22 protein-coding genes are annotated in these 25,475 nt (G+C 32.7%); 9 read left to right on the forward strand and 13 right to left on the reverse strand.

Going from position 1 to position 25,475, the window contains the following annotated elements:
* Nucleotides 1–106 precede the first annotated feature (106 nt).
* Nucleotides 107–1,087: a LuxE/PaaK family acyltransferase gene (locus tag ACWNT5_RS04945; protein WP_299605121.1), complete on the forward strand. Its 981-nt coding sequence runs from the start codon at nt 107–109 to the stop codon at nt 1,085–1,087.
* A 223-nt stretch (nt 1,088–1,310) separates the two neighbouring features.
* Entirely contained in the window at nt 1,311–1,760 is a 450-nt protein-coding gene (locus tag ACWNT5_RS04950) for a YHS domain-containing (seleno)protein (RefSeq protein ID WP_299605119.1), read from the forward strand.
* Between the two features lie 126 nt (nt 1,761–1,886).
* Here ACWNT5_RS04950 and tyrS read toward each other — a convergent pair whose 3' ends face one another.
* The 3 genes from tyrS to ACWNT5_RS04965 form a co-directional block, all read right to left on the reverse strand.
* The gene (tyrS, locus tag ACWNT5_RS04955) at nt 1,887–3,182 is read right to left on the reverse strand and encodes a tyrosine--tRNA ligase (RefSeq protein WP_456516792.1); all 1,296 of its coding nucleotides are present in this window, start codon (nt 3,180–3,182) and stop codon (nt 1,887–1,889) included.
* 93 nt (nt 3,183–3,275) lie between these two features.
* Nucleotides 3,276–4,016, reverse strand: a complete 741-nt coding sequence (locus ACWNT5_RS04960; protein WP_456516793.1) for a tetratricopeptide repeat protein — start codon at nt 4,014–4,016, stop codon at nt 3,276–3,278.
* A 4-nt stretch (nt 4,017–4,020) separates the two neighbouring features.
* The gene (locus tag ACWNT5_RS04965) at nt 4,021–4,608 is read right to left on the reverse strand and encodes an RNA polymerase sigma factor (RefSeq protein ID WP_456516794.1); all 588 of its coding nucleotides are present in this window, start codon (nt 4,606–4,608) and stop codon (nt 4,021–4,023) included.
* Between the two features lie 250 nt (nt 4,609–4,858).
* On the opposite strand from ACWNT5_RS04965, the gene ACWNT5_RS04970 reads away from it, so the two are divergent.
* The gene (locus tag ACWNT5_RS04970; protein ID WP_456516795.1) at nt 4,859–7,792 is read left to right on the forward strand and encodes a CHAT domain-containing protein; all 2,934 of its coding nucleotides are present in this window, start codon (nt 4,859–4,861) and stop codon (nt 7,790–7,792) included.
* A gap of 31 nt (nt 7,793–7,823) precedes the next feature.
* Nucleotides 7,824–8,840: an NAD-dependent epimerase/dehydratase family protein gene (locus ACWNT5_RS04975; protein WP_299605109.1), complete on the forward strand. Its 1,017-nt coding sequence runs from the start codon at nt 7,824–7,826 to the stop codon at nt 8,838–8,840.
* Here the strand turns inward: ACWNT5_RS04975 and ACWNT5_RS04980 are convergent.
* The 3 genes from ACWNT5_RS04980 to ACWNT5_RS04990 all read right to left on the reverse strand — a co-directional run bounded on the left by ACWNT5_RS04980 (nt 8,803) and on the right by ACWNT5_RS04990 (nt 11,529).
* Entirely contained in the window at nt 8,803–9,345 is a 543-nt protein-coding gene (locus tag ACWNT5_RS04980; RefSeq protein WP_456516796.1) for a DUF4296 domain-containing protein, read from the reverse strand. The two genes, ACWNT5_RS04975 and ACWNT5_RS04980, sit on opposite strands and share 38 nt — an antisense overlap.
* Nucleotides 9,346–9,454: 109 nt before the next feature.
* On the reverse strand, nt 9,455–10,795 hold the full coding sequence (locus ACWNT5_RS04985) for a dihydroorotase (RefSeq protein WP_299605105.1): 1,341 nt from the start codon (nt 10,793–10,795) through the stop codon (nt 9,455–9,457).
* Between the two features lie 2 nt (nt 10,796–10,797).
* A complete protein-coding gene (locus tag ACWNT5_RS04990) occupies nt 10,798–11,529 on the reverse strand; it encodes a polyprenol monophosphomannose synthase (protein WP_299605103.1) in 732 nt (243 codons plus the stop codon).
* A 173-nt stretch (nt 11,530–11,702) separates the two neighbouring features.
* Between ACWNT5_RS04990 and ACWNT5_RS04995 the strand changes: the two genes are divergently transcribed.
* A complete protein-coding gene (locus ACWNT5_RS04995; RefSeq protein WP_366141450.1) occupies nt 11,703–12,356 on the forward strand; it encodes a DUF4271 domain-containing protein in 654 nt (217 codons plus the stop codon).
* A gap of 32 nt (nt 12,357–12,388) precedes the next feature.
* Complete coding sequence (locus ACWNT5_RS05000; protein ID WP_299605100.1) at nt 12,389–13,135, forward strand: uroporphyrinogen-III synthase; 747 nt, start codon at nt 12,389–12,391, stop codon at nt 13,133–13,135.
* Nucleotides 13,136–13,215: 80 nt separating this feature from the next.
* On the opposite strand, the gene pckA is transcribed toward ACWNT5_RS05000, so the two are convergent.
* Both pckA and ACWNT5_RS05010 read right to left on the reverse strand, forming a co-directional pair.
* Nucleotides 13,216–14,832, reverse strand: coding sequence for a phosphoenolpyruvate carboxykinase (ATP) (pckA, locus tag ACWNT5_RS05005; protein WP_299605097.1), 1,617 nt, complete (start codon nt 14,830–14,832; stop codon nt 13,216–13,218).
* A 67-nt stretch (nt 14,833–14,899) separates the two neighbouring features.
* Nucleotides 14,900–15,283, reverse strand: coding sequence for a DUF423 domain-containing protein (locus ACWNT5_RS05010; RefSeq protein WP_456516797.1), 384 nt, complete (start codon nt 15,281–15,283; stop codon nt 14,900–14,902).
* 153 nt (nt 15,284–15,436) lie between these two features.
* Here ACWNT5_RS05010 and ACWNT5_RS05015 point away from each other — a divergent pair, with 153 nt between their 5' ends.
* The 3 genes from ACWNT5_RS05015 to ACWNT5_RS05025 all read left to right on the forward strand — a co-directional run bounded on the left by ACWNT5_RS05015 (nt 15,437) and on the right by ACWNT5_RS05025 (nt 18,707).
* Complete coding sequence (locus ACWNT5_RS05015) at nt 15,437–16,807, forward strand: saccharopine dehydrogenase family protein (protein ID WP_299897819.1); 1,371 nt, start codon at nt 15,437–15,439, stop codon at nt 16,805–16,807.
* 67 nt (nt 16,808–16,874) lie between these two features.
* Entirely contained in the window at nt 16,875–17,345 is a 471-nt protein-coding gene (locus ACWNT5_RS05020; protein ID WP_299605089.1) for an Lrp/AsnC ligand binding domain-containing protein, read from the forward strand.
* A gap of 12 nt (nt 17,346–17,357) precedes the next feature.
* Nucleotides 17,358–18,707, forward strand: coding sequence for a hypothetical protein (locus ACWNT5_RS05025; protein WP_456516798.1), 1,350 nt, complete (start codon nt 17,358–17,360; stop codon nt 18,705–18,707).
* Here the strand turns inward: ACWNT5_RS05025 and ACWNT5_RS05030 are convergent.
* The 5 genes from ACWNT5_RS05030 to leuS form a co-directional block, all read right to left on the reverse strand.
* Complete coding sequence (locus ACWNT5_RS05030; protein WP_456516799.1) at nt 18,685–20,106, reverse strand: FAD-dependent oxidoreductase; 1,422 nt, start codon at nt 20,104–20,106, stop codon at nt 18,685–18,687. The genes ACWNT5_RS05025 and ACWNT5_RS05030 overlap by 23 nt on opposite strands.
* Before the next feature lie 79 nt (nt 20,107–20,185).
* Nucleotides 20,186–20,878: a zinc metallopeptidase gene (locus tag ACWNT5_RS05035; protein WP_456516800.1), complete on the reverse strand. Its 693-nt coding sequence runs from the start codon at nt 20,876–20,878 to the stop codon at nt 20,186–20,188.
* A 104-nt stretch (nt 20,879–20,982) separates the two neighbouring features.
* Nucleotides 20,983–22,098 carry an alanine dehydrogenase gene (gene ald / locus ACWNT5_RS05040; RefSeq protein ID WP_456516801.1) on the reverse strand — a complete coding sequence of 372 codons (1,116 nt, stop codon included), beginning with the start codon at nt 22,096–22,098 and terminating at the stop codon, nt 20,983–20,985.
* A gap of 132 nt (nt 22,099–22,230) precedes the next feature.
* On the reverse strand, nt 22,231–22,491 hold the full coding sequence (locus ACWNT5_RS05045; protein ID WP_456516802.1) for a SemiSWEET family sugar transporter: 261 nt from the start codon (nt 22,489–22,491) through the stop codon (nt 22,231–22,233).
* A gap of 114 nt (nt 22,492–22,605) precedes the next feature.
* Nucleotides 22,606–25,425: a leucine--tRNA ligase gene (leuS, locus tag ACWNT5_RS05050; protein WP_456516803.1), complete on the reverse strand. Its 2,820-nt coding sequence runs from the start codon at nt 25,423–25,425 to the stop codon at nt 22,606–22,608.
* Nucleotides 25,426–25,475 lie beyond the last annotated feature (50 nt).

The raw sequence follows: 25,475 nt of genomic DNA on the forward strand, positions 1-25,475 counted from the left end.
TGTGATATCGAGAGAACGCATATTATAACCCATAATACTTAAAAAACACCCTATTTATAAAGGGTGTTTTTTTATACCTTTGTTTCAAAAATACACCAAAAAATTTATGCTATCCGACAGAATTTTTGAAATTGAAAATGACTCAGAATTTGAAGAGATAGCCATAAGAGTTTTTCATCATCAATACATTCATTGCAAAGTATACCAACGTTTTTGCAACTTATTAGGAATAACAAAAAACTCAGTAACCCGAACTACACAAATACCTTTTCTTCCGATAGAATTTTTCAAAAAAGAAACTATTGTAAGTTCTCCAGCAGATGTGCAACAGATTTTTACTAGTAGTGGTACCACTGGAAGTATTACCAGCAAGCACTACATTACGAATTTAAAGATTTATGAAAACAGCTTCAGAAAGGCATTTCATTCTTTTTACGGAGACATTTCAGATTATACAGTTTTGGCTTTATTACCTTCATACTTAGAAAGAGAAGGCTCTTCCTTAGTATATATGGCTGATCAATTGATAAAAGCAAGTAACAAACCTAATAGTGGCTTTTATCTTAATGAAATAGATACACTGATTCAAACCATCAATCAGCTAGCAGAAAAACAAGAGAAAGTATTAGTAATTGGTGTTTCTTTTGCACTTTTAGATATTGCAGAGCAACACTCCCTCCATTTAAATGATAATATTGTAATCATGGAAACAGGAGGAATGAAAGGTAGGCGTAAAGAAATAGTCCGAGAAGAATTACATGAAGTATTAAAAAAAGGGTTTGGTGTTTCTAAAATTCATAGCGAATATGGAATGACCGAATTATTATCACAAGCCTACTCTAGAGGCAATGGTCTTTTTAATTGTCCTCCTTGGATGAAAATATATACTCGGGATCCAGAAGATGCCCTCACTTTATTAAAACACAACAAAACGGGTGGAATTAATATTATAGACTTAGCAAATATTAATTCTTGTTCCTTTATTGCCACACAAGATCTGGGTAAAACTTACGTAGATGGAAGTTTCGAAATTCTTGGCAGATTCGACAATAGTGATATTAGAGGATGTAACCTAATGGTATTGTAATCTCACTTTTCTCATTTTATTCTATACAATTAAGATTCTTTTATGATCTTTTTATGCAACATAGAAAGTGTTCACACGTATTTATAAATGTATAGGTTTTAGTATACAGCGCATATCAAATTGGATATTAACACATATTAAAAACTTATAATTATGTTAAAATTGTAATGTCCTGTTTTTTTTACGACTGAATGGGTGTAACAACAAAAAAACATTACTCAGAATGAAAAAGTTCTTAATCTTACTGTTTTTAGGATTAGCCGCTAACTTAACAGCACAGAAGATTGATTACAATCTAAAAAAAGGTTTTGTCGCAGAAGGATACGATGTAACAGAATACTTTAATAATAAAGCTGTGAAGGGAGAAAGTAAATACACTACTACTCATGACAATGTGAAATATAAATTCGCAAGTCAGGCAAATTTGGATGCATTTAAAAAGAATCCAGAAAAATTTGTCCCGCAATATGGAGGTTACTGTGCCTACGCAATTGGAGCAAAAGCGGAAAAGGTAGATATTGATCCTGAAACCTATGAAATAAGAGATGGTAAACTGTACTTATTCTATAATTCCTGGGGAATAAACACATTGACCAAATGGAATGATGAAGGTGCAGAAGCCTTAAAAAATAAAGCCGATGAGAATTGGCAAAAAATAAAAGCAAAAAAATAATCGAGCAAATTCTCGATAAACATATAGAACGTTAAGTTTTTTTCAATAATTGATTGGTTAGTTGACAAAGCCTGCTAAGAAGAGATTCTTGCAGGCTTTGTTTTTTTATGTGGTTTTGTTGTTTCTTTATACTGCTCTAATCACAAAATAGTTTTTCTTTCCTCTTTGTAACAGAACGAACTGATGGTTGATTAAATCATCAGAAGTGATAGAATACCCTTCTTTTACTTTTTCTTTATTCACAGAAATAGAGTTTTCTTTCAATGCACGTCTTGCTTCTCCATTTGATTTTAAAAACCCCGTATGTTCCGCTAATGCTCCAATAATATCTACACCATTGCTGATGTTATCTTTAGATATTTCTGCTTGCGGCACACCATCAAATACATCTAAGAAAGTAGCTTCATCCAACCCTTTTAAATCTTCTGATGTAGATTTACCAAACAATATATTAGAAGCTTTGATCGCATTATCCAAATCTTCTTGAGAATGCACCATAATAGTGATCTCATCTGCTAACTTCTTTTGAAGAATTCTTTGATGTGGAGCTTCATTATGAGCGGCAATTAGGTTTTCAATCTCTTCTTTCGTTAGAAAAGTAAAAATCTTGATATACTTTTCAGCATCCTGATCACTTGTGTTTAACCAATACTGATAAAATTTATAAGGAGAAGTTCTTTTCGCATCTAACCAAACATTACCACCTTCAGACTTACCAAACTTAGAACCATCAGATTTTGTAATCAATGGGCACGTAAGGGCATACCCTTTACCGCCTCCAATTCGTCTGATCAATTCTGTACCAGTGGTAATATTACCCCACTGATCACTACCTCCCATTTGCAATGTACAATCATGCTCTTTATACAAATGCAAGAAATCATATCCTTGTACTAATTGATAGGTAAATTCTGTAAATGACATCCCATCAGAAGATTCTGAAGAAATTCTGTTCTTTACAGAATCTTTGGCCATCATATAATTTACAGTAATATGCTTACCTACATCTCTAATAAAATCAAGGAATGAAAATTCTTTCATCCAATCATAGTTGTTTACTAAAACGGCAGCATTAGGCTCATCACTTTCAAAATCCAAAAACTGTGATAATTGTAGTTTTATAGCTTCTTGGTTATGACGAAGTGTATTTTCATCCAAAAGATTACGTTCTGCAGATTTACCAGAAGGGTCACCTATCATTCCAGTAGCACCACCAACTAGAGCAAAAGGTTTATGACCAGCACGCTGATAGTGCGCCAGTAACATAATTGGTACTAGATTACCAATATGTAAAGAATCTGCTGTTGGATCAAATCCTACATACGCCGCACGCATCTGCTCTAATAAATACTCTTCTGTACCAGGCATTGCATCATGCAACATTCCACGCCAACGAAGTTCTTCTATAAAATTTACAGCCATTTTTGTAGTGTTCAAATTATGGCGCAAAGATAAAAATATGGATTATATAGCCCTATGAATACTGTAGAAATTAGTATCAACTGATTGAAAAAATTAATCTTCTAATTTAGCTAATAGCTCCTGTGCTTTTTCTTTGTAAACACCATCAAAATCAACAATGTCTTTTAATAAGGCTGAAGATTTTTCAGCATCTTTTAGCTTTAAATAAGTTAAGGCCTGATACCACTTGGCATTTTCTGAATATTTACTATCATCACCTATTTGCTGAAACTGCTCCAAAGCTTCTTGCTCTTTTCCTAAGTTGAGGTAACTATTCCCTAAATACAATCTAAATTGTTCCGTTAATGGAAATGAAGTATTATCAGAAAGTATAGCTACTACCTTTTGGTAATCACCTTCTGCATAACTTTTCATAATAACATCTTTTTCTACCTGAGTACTTCCTCTGATAACATCTTCTACAGGATATATTTCATAATACGCAGCGTATAAATCAGAAAAATCACCTGAAGTATTTAACGTATTCCATAATAAAGTACCAACTCCAAAAACAATTACTATCGAAGCTGCTATTTTCCAGAATAATGAATAAGAAATAGTACTTTCTTCTGAACTTTCTTGTTTGATCTCTGTACTGATTTTATGTAACTTTTCTTTAAATAGAAGCGTATCCGTATCACTTAACACTCGTTGCAGCTCGCGATGCTTTTCCACTTCGAGTTCTAGCTCAGAATCCATAGAGATTTCCTTTTCAAAAGCGATAACCTCTTGAGCAGGTAACTCTTTTGATAAATAAAGCTCTATTTTTTCAAATAATTCCTGAGTTCTTTCCATCACATTAATCTTTTACAGAAGTTATTTTTAATTCCTGAAACATAGGGTCTTTCTCTAATTTTTCTAACAACGCTTTCTTACATTCAAACTTTTTCTTTCTGGTGTATCCGTCTGAATATCCTGTTATACTTGCAATTTCTTTCATGTTATTACCATCAAAAACAAGATTCAGGATTTCTTTACAAGAATCACTTAAAGCAAGAAAATACTTCCTATATAAATGCTCCCGCTCTTTGTATTCGATCTCTTCACTTATAGATTTTTCTATTCCTTCATTTTCTTCCAGCACCTCATTATCTACAATCATTTTCTTTTTCTTTCTCAATCGACTCCTCCACATGTTCTTACATATCGCATAAAGATAGGTTCTAACTGTAACGTTGGAATGTATATCCAAAGTACCTGCTTTTAATTTTTCATAAATAACTATTAATGCATCCTGAAAAATATCCTCAGCATCTTCTTCGTCTCCCGAATTTTTTAAAACAAAACCTTTTATGTAACTAAAGTTTTTTTTGTAAAAAGCCTTAATTGCTTTGGCATCACCAGCTAGAATTCCTTCTAAAATTTTGCGATCATCATTAATACTCATAGGTTAATGTCCTAAAACAGCAATCTGTTACCTTATTAGTTTAATTTTTATTTATCTGTAAAAGTAACATTTTTATGTGCTATACTATAAATAAATATAAATGGTTATCTATTTTTGATTTTAAAAGTACATAACCAACTATCTAAAATAACAAGCTTATCTGAGAACACCTATTGTCTATGCATGATTTAAGATAGGTTTTAGATAAAAATTAAACAATCTAACATTAAGGATGTTTATATTGTCATCAATGGAACGACTGGAATATTTTTTTACTCTTAAGATTGTATATATTACTATTCTTTTTCTTCCATTATGCCAAATTTTAGCACAGTCATCTAAGGACACGATACTAGCCTCACAATATCTACAAAAAGCCGAATCTCTATTTGAACAAAAGAAACTTGAACGTTCTGTAGAATACTATAAAAAAGCTTTGGATGTAGAATCTAAAATATATGGTCAGAATCATGAAAAAATAATTATTCATTACAATAGAATAGGTCTTATTTATAAAAACTTGGGGGAACATGAAATTGCACTTGATTATTTTAAAACTTTTGTAAGACTATCGATTAAGAAATATGGTTGGTATCATTTTTATACCGGAACTGGATTTCTATATATTGGAGTTACCTACAAAAACCTTTTGCGATATGATTTAGCACTAGAAAACTACGAGAAATCACTGCTTATTTTCCAGTATTCTAGAAAAAGGGATATGATCGCTTTTACTTATGACAATATCGGAGATGTTTACATTAAAAACGGCGCACACGAAAAGGCAATAGAGTATTACAACAAGAGTATTCTTATAGGAACTAAGCTGTTTGGAGAAAACTATATTGAAAATGGAAAGAGTTATCAGAATATTGGTAACCTCTACAGGGATCAAAAAAAGTATGAAAAATCACTTACAAACTATCTAGAAAGCTTAAGAATACACATACAAGCTTATGGAGAAAACAATATTAATGTAGCCGAATTATACGCTAATATTGGAGACATCTACGACTATAGAAAAGAATATGACATCTCATTATCTTATTACCAAAAATCTCTTAACGCCTACTCAACTGTTTTAGATGAAAATGATCCAAAAATTGTGAACTTAAATCTAAGAATTGCAAATATTTATATTCAGAAACAGAAATATGAAGACGCCCTACAATACTATGAAAAAGGGTTAATTACATTTCAAAAAACCTATGGTAATAAACATATACTAACTTCGGATTTCTACTATAACATTGCGAAAGTGTATGATAAGAAAAAAGACTTTTCTAAAGCAATATCTTACTATGATAAAGCCGTAAAAGCTAATAGAAAATCAAAATATGATACCCGAAGAACAAACGTTTTTGATCCTAGCGAATATTATGATTTAAAATTACTATTAACCGTACTCAGGGGGAAAGCTACTACACTTCTATCGAAATATGAAGAGTACGAGAATATTGAAGATCTATGTAAAAGTTTAGAGATCTATGATCAAGCTGATGTTTTGATTAATTATATCCGAAAATCCTATCAAGATTATCAAGAGAAAATTTTATTCGCAGAAAGTGCTAGAATTATTTATGCGGATGCTATCAAAGCACAATTTCAGTTTTACAAGGAAATAGGAGCTAAGCATACTCTTGAAAAAATAATTTACCTAATAGAAAAAAGCAAAGCAAATACACTTAAGGACTTAATCAACGAATCAAAGACTAAAGAGTTTGCTGGCTTATCTCCTGAATTATTAGAACTCGAAAAAAACCAAAGGATTAATAGAGCTTTTTATCAATCTAGAATAGTTGAAGAAACATCCAAAGCAAACATCGATGGGTCTAAAATTCAGGAATACGAAAACAAATTACATAAGTTAAGTCTTATAGAAGACTCTCTATCCTTTGTATTAAAAACAAACTATCCCAAATACCACAAATTAAAATACCAAAACTCCATAATATTAGTAGATGATATCCAAGAAATGCTACACCCAACATCTACGCTTTTAGAATTTTTTATAGCCAATGATATTGTATACACATTTATCATTACCAAAAATAAAATTGCGGTTAAAGAATTAAAGATATTTGATCTAAATGAAAAAGTTTCGGAATTCAGAATGACGATAACCGATAGAAATACAAAGACATATAAGAAAATAGCTCATTTATTGTATAAAGACCTTATAGCTCCAATTAAAAATGAGCTTCTAGGCAAAGAACTTATCATTGTTCCAGATGGTGCTTTATGGCATCTTAATTTTGATTTACTACTAAGTAAAGACGACATTACTAATAACCCTAAAGACCTATCCTATTTACTAAAAGATTATACTGTTTCTTATGCCAACTCCGCAAACTTATTATTTTCGGATAGAGATAAAAGCTTATTTAATTTTAAAAACACACAAGAAGAATGTCTAGCCTTTTCTTTTTCTAATAAAATTGATAAACAAAGTTCAAATACCATAAGTTTATCAGATCTTACTCAGTATACAAATGATTTGCCAGGAACTCGCAAAGAAATTAAGGCCATTGCCAATATTATTAATGGAAATTATTTTTATGGATCGGAGGCTATTGAAACTAATTTTAAAAAGAATGTGAGTAATTATAGTATCTTACATTTAGCATTACATGGTGAAGTGGATAATGAGCGACCAGAAAATTCAAAGCTATTTTTTACAAAGAGTAATGACTCTATCGAAGATAATTTACTCTATAGCCATGAACTATTTGCATTGGACATCCCAGCAGAACTAACAGTTCTAAGCGCCTGTAATACAGGTACAGGAAAAATTGCGAAAGGAGAGGGGATTATGAGTTTAGGAACTGCGTTTCAGTATGCAGGAGCTAAGAGCTTATTGCTTAGTAGTTGGGATGTTTCGGATCAGACTACTCCAGATTTAATGACCTATTTTTATATCAACCTAAAAAATGGCATGAGTAAATCACAAGCTCTGCAACAGGCAAAATTAGAGTATCTTAAAAATGCGAATATCAATCGTATCCACCCTTTCTATTGGGGAGGTTTTTATCTTTTAGGAGATTCTGATCCTGTCCAATTCGGGACGAATCCTTTTTGGTATTGGATAGCAATAGGAGTTACAAGTATTATCATAATCTTTTTAGGTGGGTTATGGTACAGAAACAAAAAAATAGGAACAGTGAGCAAAGATATTTATAGCTAATTGTTTACATTAGTATTCCAGAAGAAGAAGAATGATTTTAGTTACCGGAGCAACAGGTTTAGTGGGCACTCATTTACTGATCAAACTATTAAAAGAAAAACATCAGATACGAGCCACATACAGAACAGCAACAAAAAAAGATTATGCAAAAAGCATCTATTTAAAGTGCTGTAATCCGGAAGATCGAGAAGCATTTGATACTATTGAATGGATTAAAACTGATCTGAATGACATTCCTGAATTAACTAAAGCCTTTGTAGACATCACTCATGTTTATCATTGTGCTGCCATGATTTCTTTTAATCCTTCACATTTCAAAAAATTAAGAAAAACAAATATTGAAGGAACTGCAAACATTGTAAATCTATCTTTATTAAACAATGTTCAAAAACTATGTTATGTAAGCTCTATTGCAACATTAAGTGAAAACGCATTACAAAATCCTATTAATGAAAACTCAGAATGGAATCCTGAAATTTCCGATTCTGTTTATGCTATTACTAAATATGGAGCAGAAATGGAGGTATGGAGAGGTACTCAGGAAGGATTAGATGCAGTCATTGTAAATCCTGGAATAATTATAGGTCGTGGTTTTTACAATTCTGGAAGTGGTTTTTTATTTAAAAAAATACACAAGGGAATGCCTTATTACACCAATGGAACTACTGGCTATGTTGCTGTGGAGGATGTAATAGAAATCATGTATCGTCTCACAAATAGCGCTATTAAAAATCAACGTTATGTGGTAGTTGCCGAAAATTTGAGCTTTAAAAATGCGTTTACTCTTATTGCAAAAGCTTTACAAAAATCAATTCCCAAAAAGAAGGTTTCTCCGTTAACGATGAAAATAGCATATTATATTCAAGAATTTAGTCATTTCCTTTTTAGAACTAAAAAAATTCTATTTAAGTCTTCTATAAAAAGTGCGTTTACAAATTCTTTCTATGAGAATGATAAAATCAAAAAGGAATTATCCTATGATTTCTTACCAATAGAAAATGCTATAGAAACTACTGCTTCTTTTTTCCTGAAGGAGGAGAAGGTTTAGTTCTTTTTTTAACAGCATCTTCCATTTCAATATTCATTAATTCTTCCTTAATAGATTCGAGTTCCTCCATATCACTTGATAACTCATCTATATTTTTAAGACCTTTTTTTAATCTTCTAATAGAGTCTTCTATCTTTTTTAACGAATCTTCTTCCTTCTTAAGTTTTTCGAATTTGATTTTTGATACCTCTATATTTTTTTTTACTTTTTTAAAAACTTCTTCATAATCATCCAGCTGACTCATGTACCATCTATTGTTTTCTGCAAACACTAAACTATCTACACCATGCTTTTCTAATATATATAACTCTGGATTTATTTTTTCGATATCAAAAACCTTTTTATAACTTCCTTTAGCAGCTTTCACAAAAGCTATATCCGTAAGTATTTCAATCATCTTATCTTCCTCGATAAAGTTTTCGGGTTTATCAATCTTATCCAGATTTTGACAAGAGAACCCTACGAGTATCAATAATAAAGCACTATAAACAAAACTTTTTTTCACATATTTTAATTTTAATGATTATCAAGAACTAAACATAAAACCGAGAACTACACACATCAACTTTATTGTCTAATTCAAAAGTTTTATCAATATAAAATTGAAGCTTTTCTTAACGATCAAAAGTTAATCTTTGTGCATTTTTAACATCATAGAACTTAAAGTTCTTATACACCAAACTTCCATTAATAAAAGTATGCGTAATTCTAGATTTAAAAGTTGTACCCTCAAAAGGAGACCACCCACATTTGTACGCAATATTATCTGAATTTACAGTCCAAGGCGCATTCAAATCTACCAAAACAGCATCTGCACAATATCCTTCTTTAATATACCCTCTTTTTGATACTTGAAAAAGAATTGCTGGATTATGACACATTTTTTCGGCGATTTTTTCTAATGAAATTTTACCTCTGTGATAAAACTCTAACATCGCTGGCAAGGCATGTTGCACTAAAGGACCACCCGATGGTGCTTTGGTGTATACATTACTCTTCTCTTCTTTTGTATGTGGCGCATGATCCGTAGCAATTACATCTAATTTATCTGCCAATAATGCTTCAAATAATGCATCTCGATCTTTAGCTGTTTTCACTGCGGGATTCCATTTAATAAGAGTTCCTTTTTGCTTATAATCTTCATCCGAAAACCAAAGATGATGTATACAAACTTCTGCAGTTATTTTTTTCTCTTTCAGAGGAATTTTATTGGTAAAAAGTTCCAGTTCTTTTGCTGTAGAAAGATGAAATACATGTAATCTAGCTCCAGTTTTTTTAGCTAATGCTACAGCACTAGAAGAAGATAAGTAACAAGCTTCTTCACTTCTTATTACCGGATGCATTTCGATAGGAATATCATCCCCATATTGTTCTTTATATTTTGCTGTATTATTTCTAATCGTCTCTTCATCCTCACAATGAACCGATATTACTAAATCCGTCGATGAAAAAATCTTTTCTAATACTTCTGGATTATCCACTAACATATTTCCTGTAGAAGACCCAAGGAATAATTTAAGCCCTGCCACTTTAGATGGGTCTAACTTTATTATCTCTTCTAAGTTATCGTTGGTTCCTCCAAACATAAAAGAATAATTCGCATAACTAGTTTTAGCTGCGATATCAAACTTTTCTTCAAGTTTTTCTACCGTTGTTGTCTGAGGATTTGTATTAGGCATTTCTATAAAAGAAGTTATTCCTCCTGCAACAGCAGCTTTAGACTCAGTTTCGATAGTTGCTTTGTGTGTTAATCCTGGCTCTCTAAAATGAACCTGATCATCGATTACCCCAGGAAATAGGTACTTCCCTTCTGCATCAAAAACCTGAACATCTGGAGATTTTGCACTTATCTGTGCTGCAATTTCTTTGAAAAACCCATTTTCTATATATACGTCTCCATTGAAAATTTTTCCTTCATTAACAATGTTCGCGTTTTTAATCAATACACTATTCATAATTATATATCATAACTATTAAACAAACTCTTTAATTTCATTCCCAAAACTCCAAAAATGGCTTCTGAAATGATTCCTTTACTCATCTTAGAAGCACCACGTGTTCTATCTGTAAAAATTACTGGGACTTCTTTTATCTTAAACTTAAGGAGATAAGCCTTAAACTTCATTTCGATTTGAAAAGCATACCCTACAAATTTAATTTTATCAAGATTTATTTTTTCTAAAACCTCTCTTTTATAACATACAAAACCTGCTGTTGTGTCATGGATATTCATACCTGTAATTAGACGCACATATTTTGAGGCTAACCAAGAGAGTAATACTCTACTCATTGGCCAATTGACCACATTCACTCCAGTTACGTATCTTGATCCTATGGCCACATGAGATGATCCTTTGGCACAAGCATTATACAACCTTATTAAATCATTAGGGTTATGAGAAAAATCAGCATCCATTTCAAAGATATATTCATACGAATTTTCCAAAGCCCATTTAAAGCCGGTAATATAGGCTGTTCCTAAACCAAGTTTACCTTCTCTTTCTAATAAAAACAAATGTTCTCCATATATTTCTTGCAGCTCTTTAACTTTTGCCGCAGTTCCGTCAGGAGAGTTATCATCTACAATCAGTATATCGAAATCACGCTGTAATGCAAGCACATTTTTAATAATACGCTCTACATTTTCAATTTCATTATAGGTAGGTATAATTACTAAGGCGTCTACCATCTGGGTATTTTCAGGCAAATATAACTAAATAATCACTAGATTATTTCCAGTTTTTTTTCAGTAAAAATATAGTTTAATAAAATAACTACCAGAAGAAATTAGTGTTGCATCTTTATTTACTTTATTTTCATTTTCTTATGTAGCAACTATGATTTAATTTTGGAGCATCAATTATGGAAGTTATTACAAGAGAAATTATAACAAGCGACTGGATTACCATTATATTTCTGGTATGTTTTATATTGTTAGCTACTGCAAAACTCATGAACTCAGTATTGTTTCATGAATTTACAATGCTTTTTAACACAAATAAATATGTGGTATTAAATCATAAGGGGAATAAACTCTCTAATGCATTTAATGCAATACTAATATTAGTGCAAATACTGTCTGTGTCTTTATTTGCATATCTATGCGTTGAAACTTTTCAATGGAAAGTAAACGAATTAAATATGTTATTCTATTTCAAGATCACTTTACTGTATTTATTCGTATTTCTATGCAAAATTTTAATCGAAAAAATTGTTTCTATTGTTTTTTCTATAGAATCCTTGATAGACGATTATTTATTCTATAAAATATCATATCGTAATTTTTTAGGCGTAATTTTATTACCTCTTAATTTATTCTTCATTTATACTGCAAAACCTTCAAAAATTGTTCTTCTAATTATTATAGGATCTTTGGTACTACTTAACTTAATCACTCTCTTTTCTGCCTATAAACGAAATGAAAACATTATTTTAAAGAACTTGTTTTATTTTATTTTGTATCTTTGCGCACTTGAAATCGCGCCCTATTTTATGCTTTACAAACTAATGGTATAATTTAGGAATACGTGTACTAATAAAGATTATATATGAAAGTGAAAACGATTTTGGTGTCTCAGCCAGAGCCTAAAGTAGAGAATTCGCCTTATTTCGATCTTGAAGAAAAGGAAAAGGTAAAAATTGACTTTATACCGTTTATTCACGTTGAGGGAGTAGATGCGAAAGAAGTGAGACAACAAAAGGTAGATTTATCTCAATACACAGCAATTATACTTACCAGTAGAAATTCTGTTGACCACTTTTTTAGAATCGCTGAGGAAATGCGTTTTAAAGTACCTGATACTCTTAAATATTTCTGCCAGAGTGAAGCTGTAGCATATTATCTTCAGAAATATGTTGTTTATAGAAAGAGAAAGATTTATGTAGGGAAACGTACATTCCAAGAACTAACACCTTTGATTAAAAAGTACAAAAATGAAAAGTTCTTACTTCCTTCTTCCGATCAATTAAAACCTTTAATTCCAGACACTTTAAATTCATTAAAAGTAGACTGGAAACAAGCTATTTTTTACAGAACAGTAGTGAGTGATCTTTCTGATTTACGCGATGTATTTTATGATATTTTAGTATTCTTTAGCCCTTCTGGAATCAAATCATTATTTGAAAACTTTCCAGATTTTAAGCAAAACAATACACGTATAGCAGTTTTCGGTAATTCTACTGTAAAAGCAGCCGAAGAACATGATTTGGTAGTGAATATTCAAGCTCCTACGCCTGAAACTCCTTCTATGACCATGGCGCTTCAGAAATATATTAAAGAAGCTAATAAAAAATAAGACATTTTTTTTTATTTCGATATAAAACTAAAAAGCCTGAAATTTAAATTTCAGGCTTTTTAATATCTATTACTTTTTATTTAAAAAGCATATCGTTGTGGTCCACCTCTACGAATTTCTTCATTCGCATAAGATTCAAACTTTTTAAAATTCTCTCTAAATGCATTTGTTAGTTTAAATGCTGTCTTATAATAAGCTTCATCATCATTCCAGGTTGCTCTAGGACTAAGTACACTAGTAGGAACTCCAGGACATTCTCTTGGTTGTGCTACCCCAAATACCGAATGAATATGATAGTTATCATAAGAATACAGACCTAAATCTCCGTTTAACACCGCCTGAATCATTGCTCGCGTATATTTCAGTTTTATTCTGGTACCAACACCATAAGGACCACCTGTCCATCCAGTGTTTACCAACCAAACATTTACTCCAGTATCTTTCATTTTGTCAATAAGCATTTCTGCATATTTCGCCGGGTGTAAAGGCATAAATGGAGCACCAAAACAAGCAGAGAATGACGGAGTAGGCTCTACAACTCCTGCCTCTGTTCCCGCAACTTTTGCTGTATATCCTGAGATAAAATGGTATGCTGCTTGACTAGGTGTTAACTTAGAAATAGGAGGAATTACTCCAAACGCATCTGCCGTTAAAAAGAAAATGTTTTTTGGGTTTTTTCCAATAGAAGAATCCTGAATATTTTCAATATGATGTATTGGGTAACTTACTCTTGTATTTTGTGTAATTGAAGTATCTGAATAATCTACCTCTCCGTTATCATCTATAATAACGTTCTCTAAAATAGCTCCTTTTTTAATCGCTCCATATATCTCAGGTTCTTTCTCAGCGGACAGATCAATCACTTTTGCATAACATCCTCCTTCAAAATTAAAAATAGTATTTTCTTTTGTCCATCCATGCTCATCATCACCGATAAGCTTTCTATCGGGATCTGTAGATAAGGTTGTTTTTCCTGTACCTGATAATCCAAAAAATATCGCCGTATCTCCTTTTTCACCAACATTAGCAGAGCAATGCATTGGCAAGGTATTTTTATATACTGGCAAGATAAAATTCAAAGCAGAGAAAATTCCCTTTTTAATTTCACCTGTATAACCTGTTCCTCCTATAAGTGCTATTTTTCTAGTAAAATTTAGAATAGCAAAATTATGCTGACGTGTTCCATCCACGGCAGCATCTGCCATAAAACCAGGAGCATTAATCACCGTCCACTCAGGATCAAAATCTTTTAACTCCTCTTCCGTTGGTCTTAAAAACATATTATAAGCAAACATATTTGACCAAGGATATTCATTAATCACCCTAATGTTTAATTTGTAATCAGGGTCTGCACACGCATAACTATCTCTAACAAATATTTCTTTCCCAGAAAGATAAGCAATCACTTTATCATATAAAGCATCAAATGCATCTGGCTCAAAAGGAATGTTAATATCACCCCACCAAATCTTTTCTTCAGTAATTTGGTCTTTTACAATAAAACGATCCATTGGAGAGCGACCTGTAAACTCACCTGTATTAACAGCAAGTGTGCCTGATTTTGTAATTCTTCCTTGTTTTTTTTGTACCGTTTCTTCCTGAAGTTCATCAGGAGATAATTGGTAACGTATTGTCGCATTTTCAATACCGTAATGCTTTAACGAAATCGTTTTCGTAATTGGATACAGTGGTTCCATAAAAATATGTTGTGTTTGTTATGTGTGGCAAAATTATAAATAAAAAGTACACCAACCGTCAAAAAAATCACTTAATCTTACTGAGATAAATTATAAAGAAAATCCATCCCAAAATTAAAACAGAACCTCCTAAAGGTGTAATAAAACCAATGCTTTCCAGAGAAATTCCCAGTACTTCATCTAGCACTAATAAATAGATCGATCCCGAAAAAAGAATAATTCCTATTAGGAATAAATAAAAAACACGTCTTCTATGAAGCTGTTGTAGCATATTCATATTTCCTAAGATAAGACAACCAATTGCATGATACATTTGATACCGAACCCCAGTTTGAAAAGAATTGATATTCTTGGCATCCACTAATTTTTCCAATCCATGTGCTCCAAATGCACCTAACAAAACAGCTAATAAAGCTAATATAGCACCAGTAATCAAAATTGTTTTATTCATTCTTTTTTTTGCAACAATTGATCATTTTTTGGCTTAAAAAATGATTTTTAGACATATTTTAGAGAAAAACATAACGAATACTACAAAATCAAGATCTTACTTTTTGATGTATTCATTACTTTCGTATCAAAGTTATCAAAATAATCATTAGTTATGAGAAAGATATTGGTCATTGGTGCAGGTAAATCAACTGCTGTTTTAATCAAGTATTTTCAAGACAAATCTTCTTCTGAAAATTTACACATTACTATCGGAGATATCTCCCTAACTAATGCAGAAGAACTTGCTGCAAATCATCCTAATACCAATGCAATTGCTCTAGATGTTTTTGATCAAAAATCGAGGGAAGAAGCCATAAAATCAGCCGATATTGTAGTATCTATGCTTCCTGCTAGATTTCATATAGAAGTTGCTAAAGATTGTCTTCGATTTGAAAAATCAATGGTTACAGCTTCTTATGTAAGTGATGAAATGAAAGCTCTAGATCAGGAAGCAACCAATAAAGGCCTTGTTTTCATGAACGAGATTGGTGTAGATCCAGGCATCGATCACATGAGTGCTATGCAAGTGATCGACAGAATTAGAAATCAGGGCGGAAAAATAATATTATTCGAATCTTTCACTGGTGGCCTTGTGGCACCAGAAAGTGACACTAATCTTTGGAATTATAAATTCACATGGAATCCAAGAAATGTAGTTGTTGCTGGACAAGGAGGAGCTGCTGAGTTCTTGCAAGAAGGAACTTATAAATACATCCCATATCACAAACTGTTTAGAAGAACTGAGTTTTTGGAAGTAGAAGAATATGGTAGATTTGAAGCCTATGCCAATCGAAATTCTCTAAAATACCAAAGTATTTATGGTTTAGATGATATTTTAACTTTATACAGAGGAACTATTAGAAGAGTTGGTTTTTCTAAAGCCTGGAATATTTTTGTGCAGTTAGGTATGACTGCCGATGATTATACATTAGAAAACTCGGAACACATGAGTTATCGAGATTTCACGAACTCTTTCCTTGCATATTCCCCTACAGATTCTGTGGAATTAAAACTGCGTCATTATCTCAAAATTGATCAGGACGATATCATATGGGATAAATTACTAGAGTTAGATATTTTCAATACCAATAAAAAAGTTGGAATTCCAAATGCTACACCAGCGCAAATTCTGCAAAAAATACTAATGGATAAATGGACATTGGATCATGGAGATAAGGATATGATCGTTATGTATCATAAATTTGGTTATGAAATAAATGGAGAGCGCAAACAAATAGATGCCACAATGGTAAGTATCGGAGAAGATCAAAAGTATACTGCTATGGCAAAAACCGTTGGACTTCCTGTTGCAATAGCTACATTAAAAATCCTGAATAAAGAAATCACAACTCCAGGAGTTCAAATACCAATTCAGGAAGAAGTATACACACCAATTCTTAAAGAACTAGAAGAATACGGAATTATATTCAAAGAAATTGATCGAGAATACCTGGGCTATAATCCTGATGGTGTAAAAGGATAATCCCTACAAGAGTTTCAATTTCATATCTAATACCTTATTTTTGGTTAAGATTTGAAACTTCTTTTTTATGAAAGGGCAATACGGCAACTTAAAAATTGATGGTATAGACAAAGAGATTCTTCGCAATCTTATGGAAGATGCTCGAAGACCCATCCTAGAAATTGCAAGAAAGATTGGCATTTCGGGAGCTGCTATTCATCAGAGACTAAGAAAACTAGAAGCATCAGGACTTATTACTGGATCAAAATTTATCATTGACCCAAAGATACTTGGATATAAAACCATGGCATTTGTCGGTGTTTATCTAGATAAAGCTGTAAGCAACCCTAAAGCTGTAAAGCAACTTAAAGACATCCCAGAAGTAATAGAATGCCATTACACCACCGGAAATTGGTCTATTTTTATTAAAATTCTTTGTAAAGACAATGAACATTTAATGAATGTTCTTAATAAAGAAATTCAGGCAATAGAAGGTGTTTCACGAACAGAAACCTTTATTTCCTTAGATCAACAAATTAGTCGACAAATAAAGATCTAATAAACAAAAAGAATGTCTATATTTAATTATTTCAAAAGAAATGTCTTTTTGCAATTCTTAGTCTTTATTCATCTTATTTTTATTATATATCAAACAGTAAATGACAATTATCTTACTATGCTTGATTCTCTAGAGTACCTAGAATTAAGTAAAAATATTGGTCATTATTTCGAATTTTATTGTGGAGACCTTTCTAAGAATATTGATTACGGATATTACACAAGAAGACCTCCTTTATATTCTATCTTTTTACTAGTTACATCTTTATTTTTTACATCTAAAGCTACAATTATAATCGTACAAAGTTTATTATCCATTTCCAGTATTCTAGTAACGAAAAAAATTTTTGAAGATCAATTTGAGCAAATCAATAAGATCATATTATATCTTTTTATGATATTTTCTTTAAGTCAATTCATCTATGCTAATATGCTAATGAGTGAAATTTTTGTGCAGTTTTTAATTGTTTTGACTATCTATGTAGCCAATCTTATTCTAAAATATAAGTCAACAAAACATCTTCTTATTTACCAATCATTGATTACTCTTTTATTACTAACAAAACCCGTTTTTTATCTTTTAGTAATTCCTAACATCATAATAACATTCATATTTTGCAAAAGAGTATTTCTAAAACCTACGCTAACTTCACTTACTTCTATTATTCCTATAGTAATCGTACTCTTATATTGTCATTGGAATTTTGAACGAACTGGTTCTTATGATTTTTCAAGTATTCAACATGTTAACTTAAAAGATTATAATTTGAAATATTTTCATCTGAACAAATATGGAGAAGAATATGCCAATAAGGTCAATCATGACATAACGGTAAAATCCCGTGAGATCTCGGAGTATCCGAAAAAAATAGAATTTATTAAAACTCAATCCATAGATCATTTAAGCAAGGAATTAATACCGTATCTTTTCTTTCATCTAAGAGGTTCTATAAAATTTTTTATTGATCCTGGCAGATATGATTTATTCATGTTTTTTTACCCGAATTCCAACAAAATTTCGGAAGTTGGTTTTTTAAGCCACTTTAATAAAGGTGGATTTCTCGGGGTGTTTAAGTTTTTAAAAACTCAACCAACTCCTCTTATTATTTCTTTAGTAATAATTTTGATACTCAACATTGTAAAATTCCTTGGATTTATTTGGTTTTGGCTTAAGAATGCCAAAAACATAAATTTAATATTTTACGTAATGTTGTTTTTTATCTTATTCCTAGCTGGAATTTCAGGACCAGTGTCAGCTGCTAGATTCACAATACCTATATACCCTCTTTATTTTTTCTTTGCCATTTACGGCATAAATTCTTTCATAAAAATATCAAATCTTACTGGATCAAAACATCTTTAACCTCTCCATCTTCCTGATATTCTGTATCTGTATTAATTTTCCACAAATCAACATGAGTATTGTTTACAATATTCTCAGCAGCAAGAATGCCCATTAAAATAGAATGATCTTGATTATTATATTTAAATGCTCCATATCTACCTATTGGAGTTAATTTATTGATCCCCATCAAATAATTTTCAATAATGTCTAAATGAGATCTATATCCAATTTCATACACAGGATAGCATTTTGGAACTCTTACAATCTTCGTATTTTCTATTACTTCTGTTTCTTCTATTAATTTCAAAGCCTTAAGCTCTTTGATTGCTAAATCACCAAGATATTGATCCGTCTCTTTCCAAATAGGGTCCGAATCAAAAGCCCAAAATTCTAAACATAAAATCGTAGTCTCCTTTCCTCTATTCAAACTTGGACACCAATTCCTAAAATTGGTGATTCTTCCATGTTTCACTTCTGGAGAATGCACATAAATCCAATTATCTTCAAACAAATCTTTCCTATCGATTTCTAGATATACCAGAATAGTATTTCGAAAATATAATCTGTTCACTGACTTCAAAACTTCTTCAGGAACATCATTCATACCATGCAATAGATAGGTAAGAGGCATAGAAGATATTACATGATCCGCTGAATACTGTTTTCCATCCTTAGTGATTACTCCTGTACACACACCATCTTCAATAACGATGTTTTGAATTGGAGTATTTTTATGGATAATTCCACCGTTTTCTATTACATATTCAGCCGCACGTTCATACAACGTTCCTGTTCCATTTTTGGGATAAGAGAACTCATCAACCAACGTTTTATGTTTATTTCCTCGATTTCCCTTAAAAGCACTCCAAACAGCTTCAAAAAGTGACAATCCTTTGATCCGTTGTGCCGCCCAATCTGCATCTATTTTGGAGCATGGAATGCCCCAAAGCTTTTCGGTATAATATTTAAAAAAAATGGTGTAGAGCTTTTTACCAAAGCGATTTGTCACCCATTTTTCGAAAGTATCTGGATTCTTTATAGGAAAAACCCGTTGTTTTGCATAATAATAGAGAATGCCTGTGATAGTTATAAGACTAAGATTACCCAATACATTAAAAATTTTTAGCGGGTAATCAAAAAAGTTCTTGTTGTAAAAGATTCTTGTTAACCTCTCTACTTGGGTAAAATCTTCCTTAATCAATTCATCAAAAAAAGCATTAATCCTAGGGTCTTTAGAAAAAAATCTATGAGGTCCTAGATCTACTCGTTGACCCCAAAGATCAAAGCTCCTGGACATCCCTCCAACGAAGGGAGAAGCTTCAAAAACCACCACTTGCACATTATTCTTCATCAATTGGTAGGCCGCTGCTAAACCAGCTGGTCCAGCTCCAATAACAATCACCTTTTTATTCGACATTGTTAGTCTATCAAAATTAAAGGCAAAAGATACACATATTTGATCTTTGAATAAGAAAAACTACGAGTTTTCGCAATTACTAATCTCTTCTTCCTAAAAACATTGAAATAAAATAAAGTAACGTAGCTAATGATCCTAAAGCTGCTACTAAATACGTTCTTGCCGCCCATTTTAAAGCATCTTTGGCACTATCATATTCTTCATTGGTAACCATATTAGCATCTTCTAGCCAAGCAAGCGCTCTATTACTGGCATCATACTCTACAGGTAGCGTAATAAATGTAAATAAAGTAGTAACAGCGAACAATATAATACCAAGTAGAAATACAAGATTTCCGAATACGCTACCACCTACAGACAAAGCTAGACCTACCATAATTACAATGTTAGAAAACTTACTAGCTATTCCAACTGCAGGAACAATTTTAGACCTCATCGTTAACCAGCTATATGCTGTAGCATGCTGTACTGCATGGCCAACCTCATGAGCTGCTACTGCTGCAGCGGCCGCATTTCGTTGATTATATACTCCCTCACTAAGGTTTACAGTTTTATTTCTAGGGTTATAATGATCCGTTAGCATACCAGGTGTAGATATAACTTGTACGTCTCTGATTCCATTATCATCTAACATTTTTTGAGCGATCTCTGCTCCACTCATTCCATTACGCAATTGCACCCTTGAATAATGTTTGAACTTACTTTTTAATTTATTGCTTACATAGGAGCTCACCAAAAAGATAACACCCGCTATGATATAATATCCCATCATAATTAAATACTTTTAAGATTAAAGTTACAATAATAAAAGCAAAAACCTCGCCATAAAGACGAGGTTTTCAGTTAAATAAACTTGAGTTAGCCAATAAGTCGAGTTTAACTTAAATAGTTATTTACATCTTCCAAAGGAAGATTAAATGCTTCTGAAATAGCAGGATACACCACATCTCCATTAATAACGTTTAATCCTTTTCTAAGTGGTTCGTTATCTGCACAAGCGGCTTTCCAACCTTTATTTGCCAATTGAATTGCATATGACAAAGTTACATTGGTTAATGCCAAAGTAGATGTATATGGTACCGCTCCTGGCATATTTGCCACAGAATAATGTACTACATCATCAATAATATAAACAGGATCCTGATGTGTAGTAGGTTTTGTAGTTTCGAAACAACCACCTTGATCAACAGCAACATCAACCAATACAGTACCCGCACGCATATCCTTTAGCATATCGCGTGTGATTAACTTTGGAGCTTTAGCCCCAGGAATTAACACTCCTCCAATGATTAAATCAGAAGTTTTTATATGTTTACGAATAGTATATTCGTTAGAGAATTCAGTATTTACGTTTGCTGGCATTACATCGTCTAAGTAACGTAATCTTTTCATACTAATATCTAGGATCGTAACATCAGCACCCATTCCTGCTGCCATTTTAGCAGCTTGCGTTCCTACAACACCTCCACCCAAGATTAAAACTTTGGCAGGAGCAACTCCTGGAACACCACCCAAAAGAATTCCTCTTCCTTTCAATGGTTTCTCTAGATACTTAGCACCTTGCTGTATCGACATTCTACCAGCTACTTCACTCATCGGAGTCAGTAAAGGTAAACTACGATCTGGATCTTCTACAGTTTCATAAGAAATACAAACGGATCCACTTTCGATCATAGCCTTTGTTAAAGGCTCGCTAGAAGCAAAGTGAAAATATGTGAATAATAATTGATCCTTTTTAATCAATTTATATTCTGGTTCAATAGGTTCCTTAACCTTAATAATCATTTCAGCAGTAGCATAAACCTCTTCTATTGTAGGTAATATTTTAGCTCCAGCTTCTATATATTCTTCATCACTAAAACCACTCTGAAGACCAGCATTTTGCTGAATGAAAACAGTGTGACCATTTTTAACGAGTGCCATTGTTCCGGCAGGTGTTACACCTACTCTGTTCTCGTTATTTTTGATTTCCTTAGGAACACCAATTATCATATTCTTAATTTTGGGTCGAAAATAGATGTTTTCTTGAAATAAAACAATAAAATACCTTTAAAAAATATCTTATCCGTAATTTAGGAAAACATATTGAAAGTTGTTAAAAAACAAGAGAGTCGTTAATTTTATTTAGTTTTTATAACGAAATTTAAAATAAAGTAGAGAAATTCCTGATACTGCAGTAATCGCATTTGCCAAAATTACAGGAAAGCTATCGATCAAAAAACCGTAAACCAACCAACAAAGAACGCCACTTTCAAAAACCAATAACATCGTCATCGATAAACTTTCTGCAGATTTTGTTTTCCAGGTCTTGTATACTTGAGGCAAAAAAGCCACTGTAGTTAATACAGCGGCTATTAATCCTAATATTTCTATGGAATCGATCATATCTGTTGATAAAAAACTGTAAGCCTATCATAGTCACACTGAGCTTGTCGAAGTGTTATAATACCAAAAAAAGTCTTCGACAGGCTCAGACTGACATAAATTTCTTTCTAAAAATTACCCTACTATATTCACAATTTTACCGGGTACAACGATCACTTTTTTCGGTTCTCGTCCTGCAAGTTGTTGTTGTGTCTTTTCGTGAGCCATTACTGCTGCTTCAATATCCTCTTTACTCATATCTAAGGGAAGTTCCATAGTAAAACGCATTTTTCCATTAAAAGATATCGGATATTGTTTTGAGCTTTCCACCAAATGTTTCTCATCAAATATTGGAAATGCAGCTGTAGCAATGGAATCATTATGTCCTAATTTACTCCACAATTCTTCTGCAATATGTGGCGCATATGGAGACACTAATACTAATAATGGTTCTAAAATAGCTCTGGCATTACATTTTTGAGCAGTTAATTCATTCACTGCAATCATAAACGTACTTACCGAAGTATTAAAAGAGAAATTCTCTATATCTTCTTCTACTTTTTTGATCGTTTTATGCAATGTCTTTAAGTTGTCCTTAGAAGGTTCCGCATCAGTTACTCCAAACTCTTCTCCATTATGGTATAGTTTCCAAAGCTTCTTCAAAAATCCATGCACTCCTGTAATACCCGCAGTATTCCAAGGCTTTGCTTGCTCCAGTGGTCCTAAAAACATTTCATACAAGCGTAAACTATCTGCTCCGTACTGCTCACAAACTCCATCTGGGTTTACAACATTAAACCATCTTTTAGACATTTTTTCGACCTCACGCCCAACAATATATTTTCCATCTTCTAGTTCAAATTCAGCATCTTCAAATTGTGGTTGCCAATTTCTTAAATCGTTCGGATCCAACTCATCTGAAGCATTAATCATATTTACATCTACGCGAAGTTCTTCAATCTGATTCTTATACTGATCCTTAAGTCCTTTAGAAACATATTTATTCGTACCACTTATCCTATACACAATAGCACTTGTTCCCAAAATCATTCCCTGGTTGATTAGCTTTTTAGCAAATTCATCTACAGGAACGATTTCACGATCAAATAAGAACTTCTGCCAAAAACGCGCATATAATAAATGTCCTGTTGCATGTTCGCTTCCTCCTATATATAGATCTACCTCTTTCCAATAGTTGATTGCTTCTTTAGAAAATACTACCTCATCATTATTCGGATCCATATACCTATTAAAGTAATACGAACTTCCAGCCCAACCAGGCATTGTATTTAACTCTAATGGAAAAACGCTAGTGTTATCTATTTTTTCATTACTAACCACTTTATTGGTTTCTGTACACCAAGCCCAAACATCAGCACGACCTAAAGGTGGTTCTCCAGTTTCAGTTGGCAAATATTTTTCTACTTCTGGCAACTCAATAGGCAGATGTTTCAGATCTATCATCTGAGGCATTCCATCTACATAATATACTGGAAAGGGTTCTCCCCAATATCGCTGACGGCTAAATACAGCATCACGTAATCGGTAATTAATTTTACCTTTTCCTTGACCAATTTGTTCTAATTCGTAAATCGCTCTTTTGGTTGCTTTCTTATAATTCAGACCATCTAAAAAGTCAGAATTTGCAATGATTGTTTTTTCTTTATCCGCAAAAGCTTCTTCGCTAATATCTACTCCATCAAAAATATTAGGAATCTCAATCCCGAAATGTTTTGCAAAGTCATAATCACGTTGATCTCCACAAGGTACTGCCATCACTGCTCCAGTACCGTAGCCAGCTAATACATAATCTCCAATCCAAATCGGTACAAGTTCTTTGGTAAAAGGATGTTCTGCATAAGCTCCTGTAAACACACCACTAATGGTTTTTACATCTGCCATACGATCACGTTCGCTACGTTTTGCTGTAGCTTCAATATATGTTTCGATCTCTGCTTTTTGCTCTGGAGTGGTAATTTTAGCTACCAATTCATGTTCTGGTGCCAACGTCATAAAACTCACTCCAAAAATAGTGTCAGGTCGAGTCGTAAATACCTCTATTACTTCATCATGATCTTTTACATTAAAGGTAACACTTGCTCCTTGCGAGCGACCAATCCAATTGGTTTGTGCATCTTTTAAAGGTTGTGGCCAATCAATAGTTTCCAACCCATCCAACAATCGTTGTGCGTATGCCGAAATTCGCATACTCCACTGTGTCATTTTCTTACGAATCACCGGATGACCACCACGCTCAGAAACTCCATTTACAATTTCGTCATTTGCTAAAACAGTACCCAACTTTGGACACCAATTCACTTCGGTTTCTGCCAGATACGTTAGTCTATATTTTAAAAGGACTTCTTGTTTCTCTGTAGACGAAAAAGCATTCCACTCCTCAGCAGTGAAAATAACCACATCTTCATCACAAACAGCATTTACATTTGTATTTCCTTCTTTAGAAAAAACTTCTTCCAGTTCATTTATAGCTCTTGCTTTATCAACATCATTATCATACCAGGAATCAAAAAGTTGGATAAAAATCCACTGCGTCCATTTATAGAATTTTGGATCACTAGTTTTCACCTCTCTACTCCAATCAAAAGAGAACCCTATTTTATCTAACTGCTCTCTGTAACGGGCAATATTCTCTTTGGTGGTAATTGCAGGATGTTGTCCAGTCTGAATCGCGTATTGTTCAGCCGGCAATCCAAAAGAGTCATATCCTTGAGGATGTAATACATTAAAACCTTTGTGACGCTTATATCGCGCATAGATATCACTGGCAATATATCCTAATGGATGCCCAACGTGTAATCCCGCTCCAGAAGGATAAGGAAACATATCCAATACATAATATTTTGGTTTATCGCTATTATTTTCAGCTTTGAATGTTCCATTCTCTGCCCAATAAGCCTGCCATTTGGCTTCAATCGTATTAAAGTCGTAACTCATGATCTGAAATTAAGACCGCAAATTTACGATTTTATGTGAGTTTAATAACA

Source organism: Aquimarina sp. 433 (assembly GCF_054054605.1).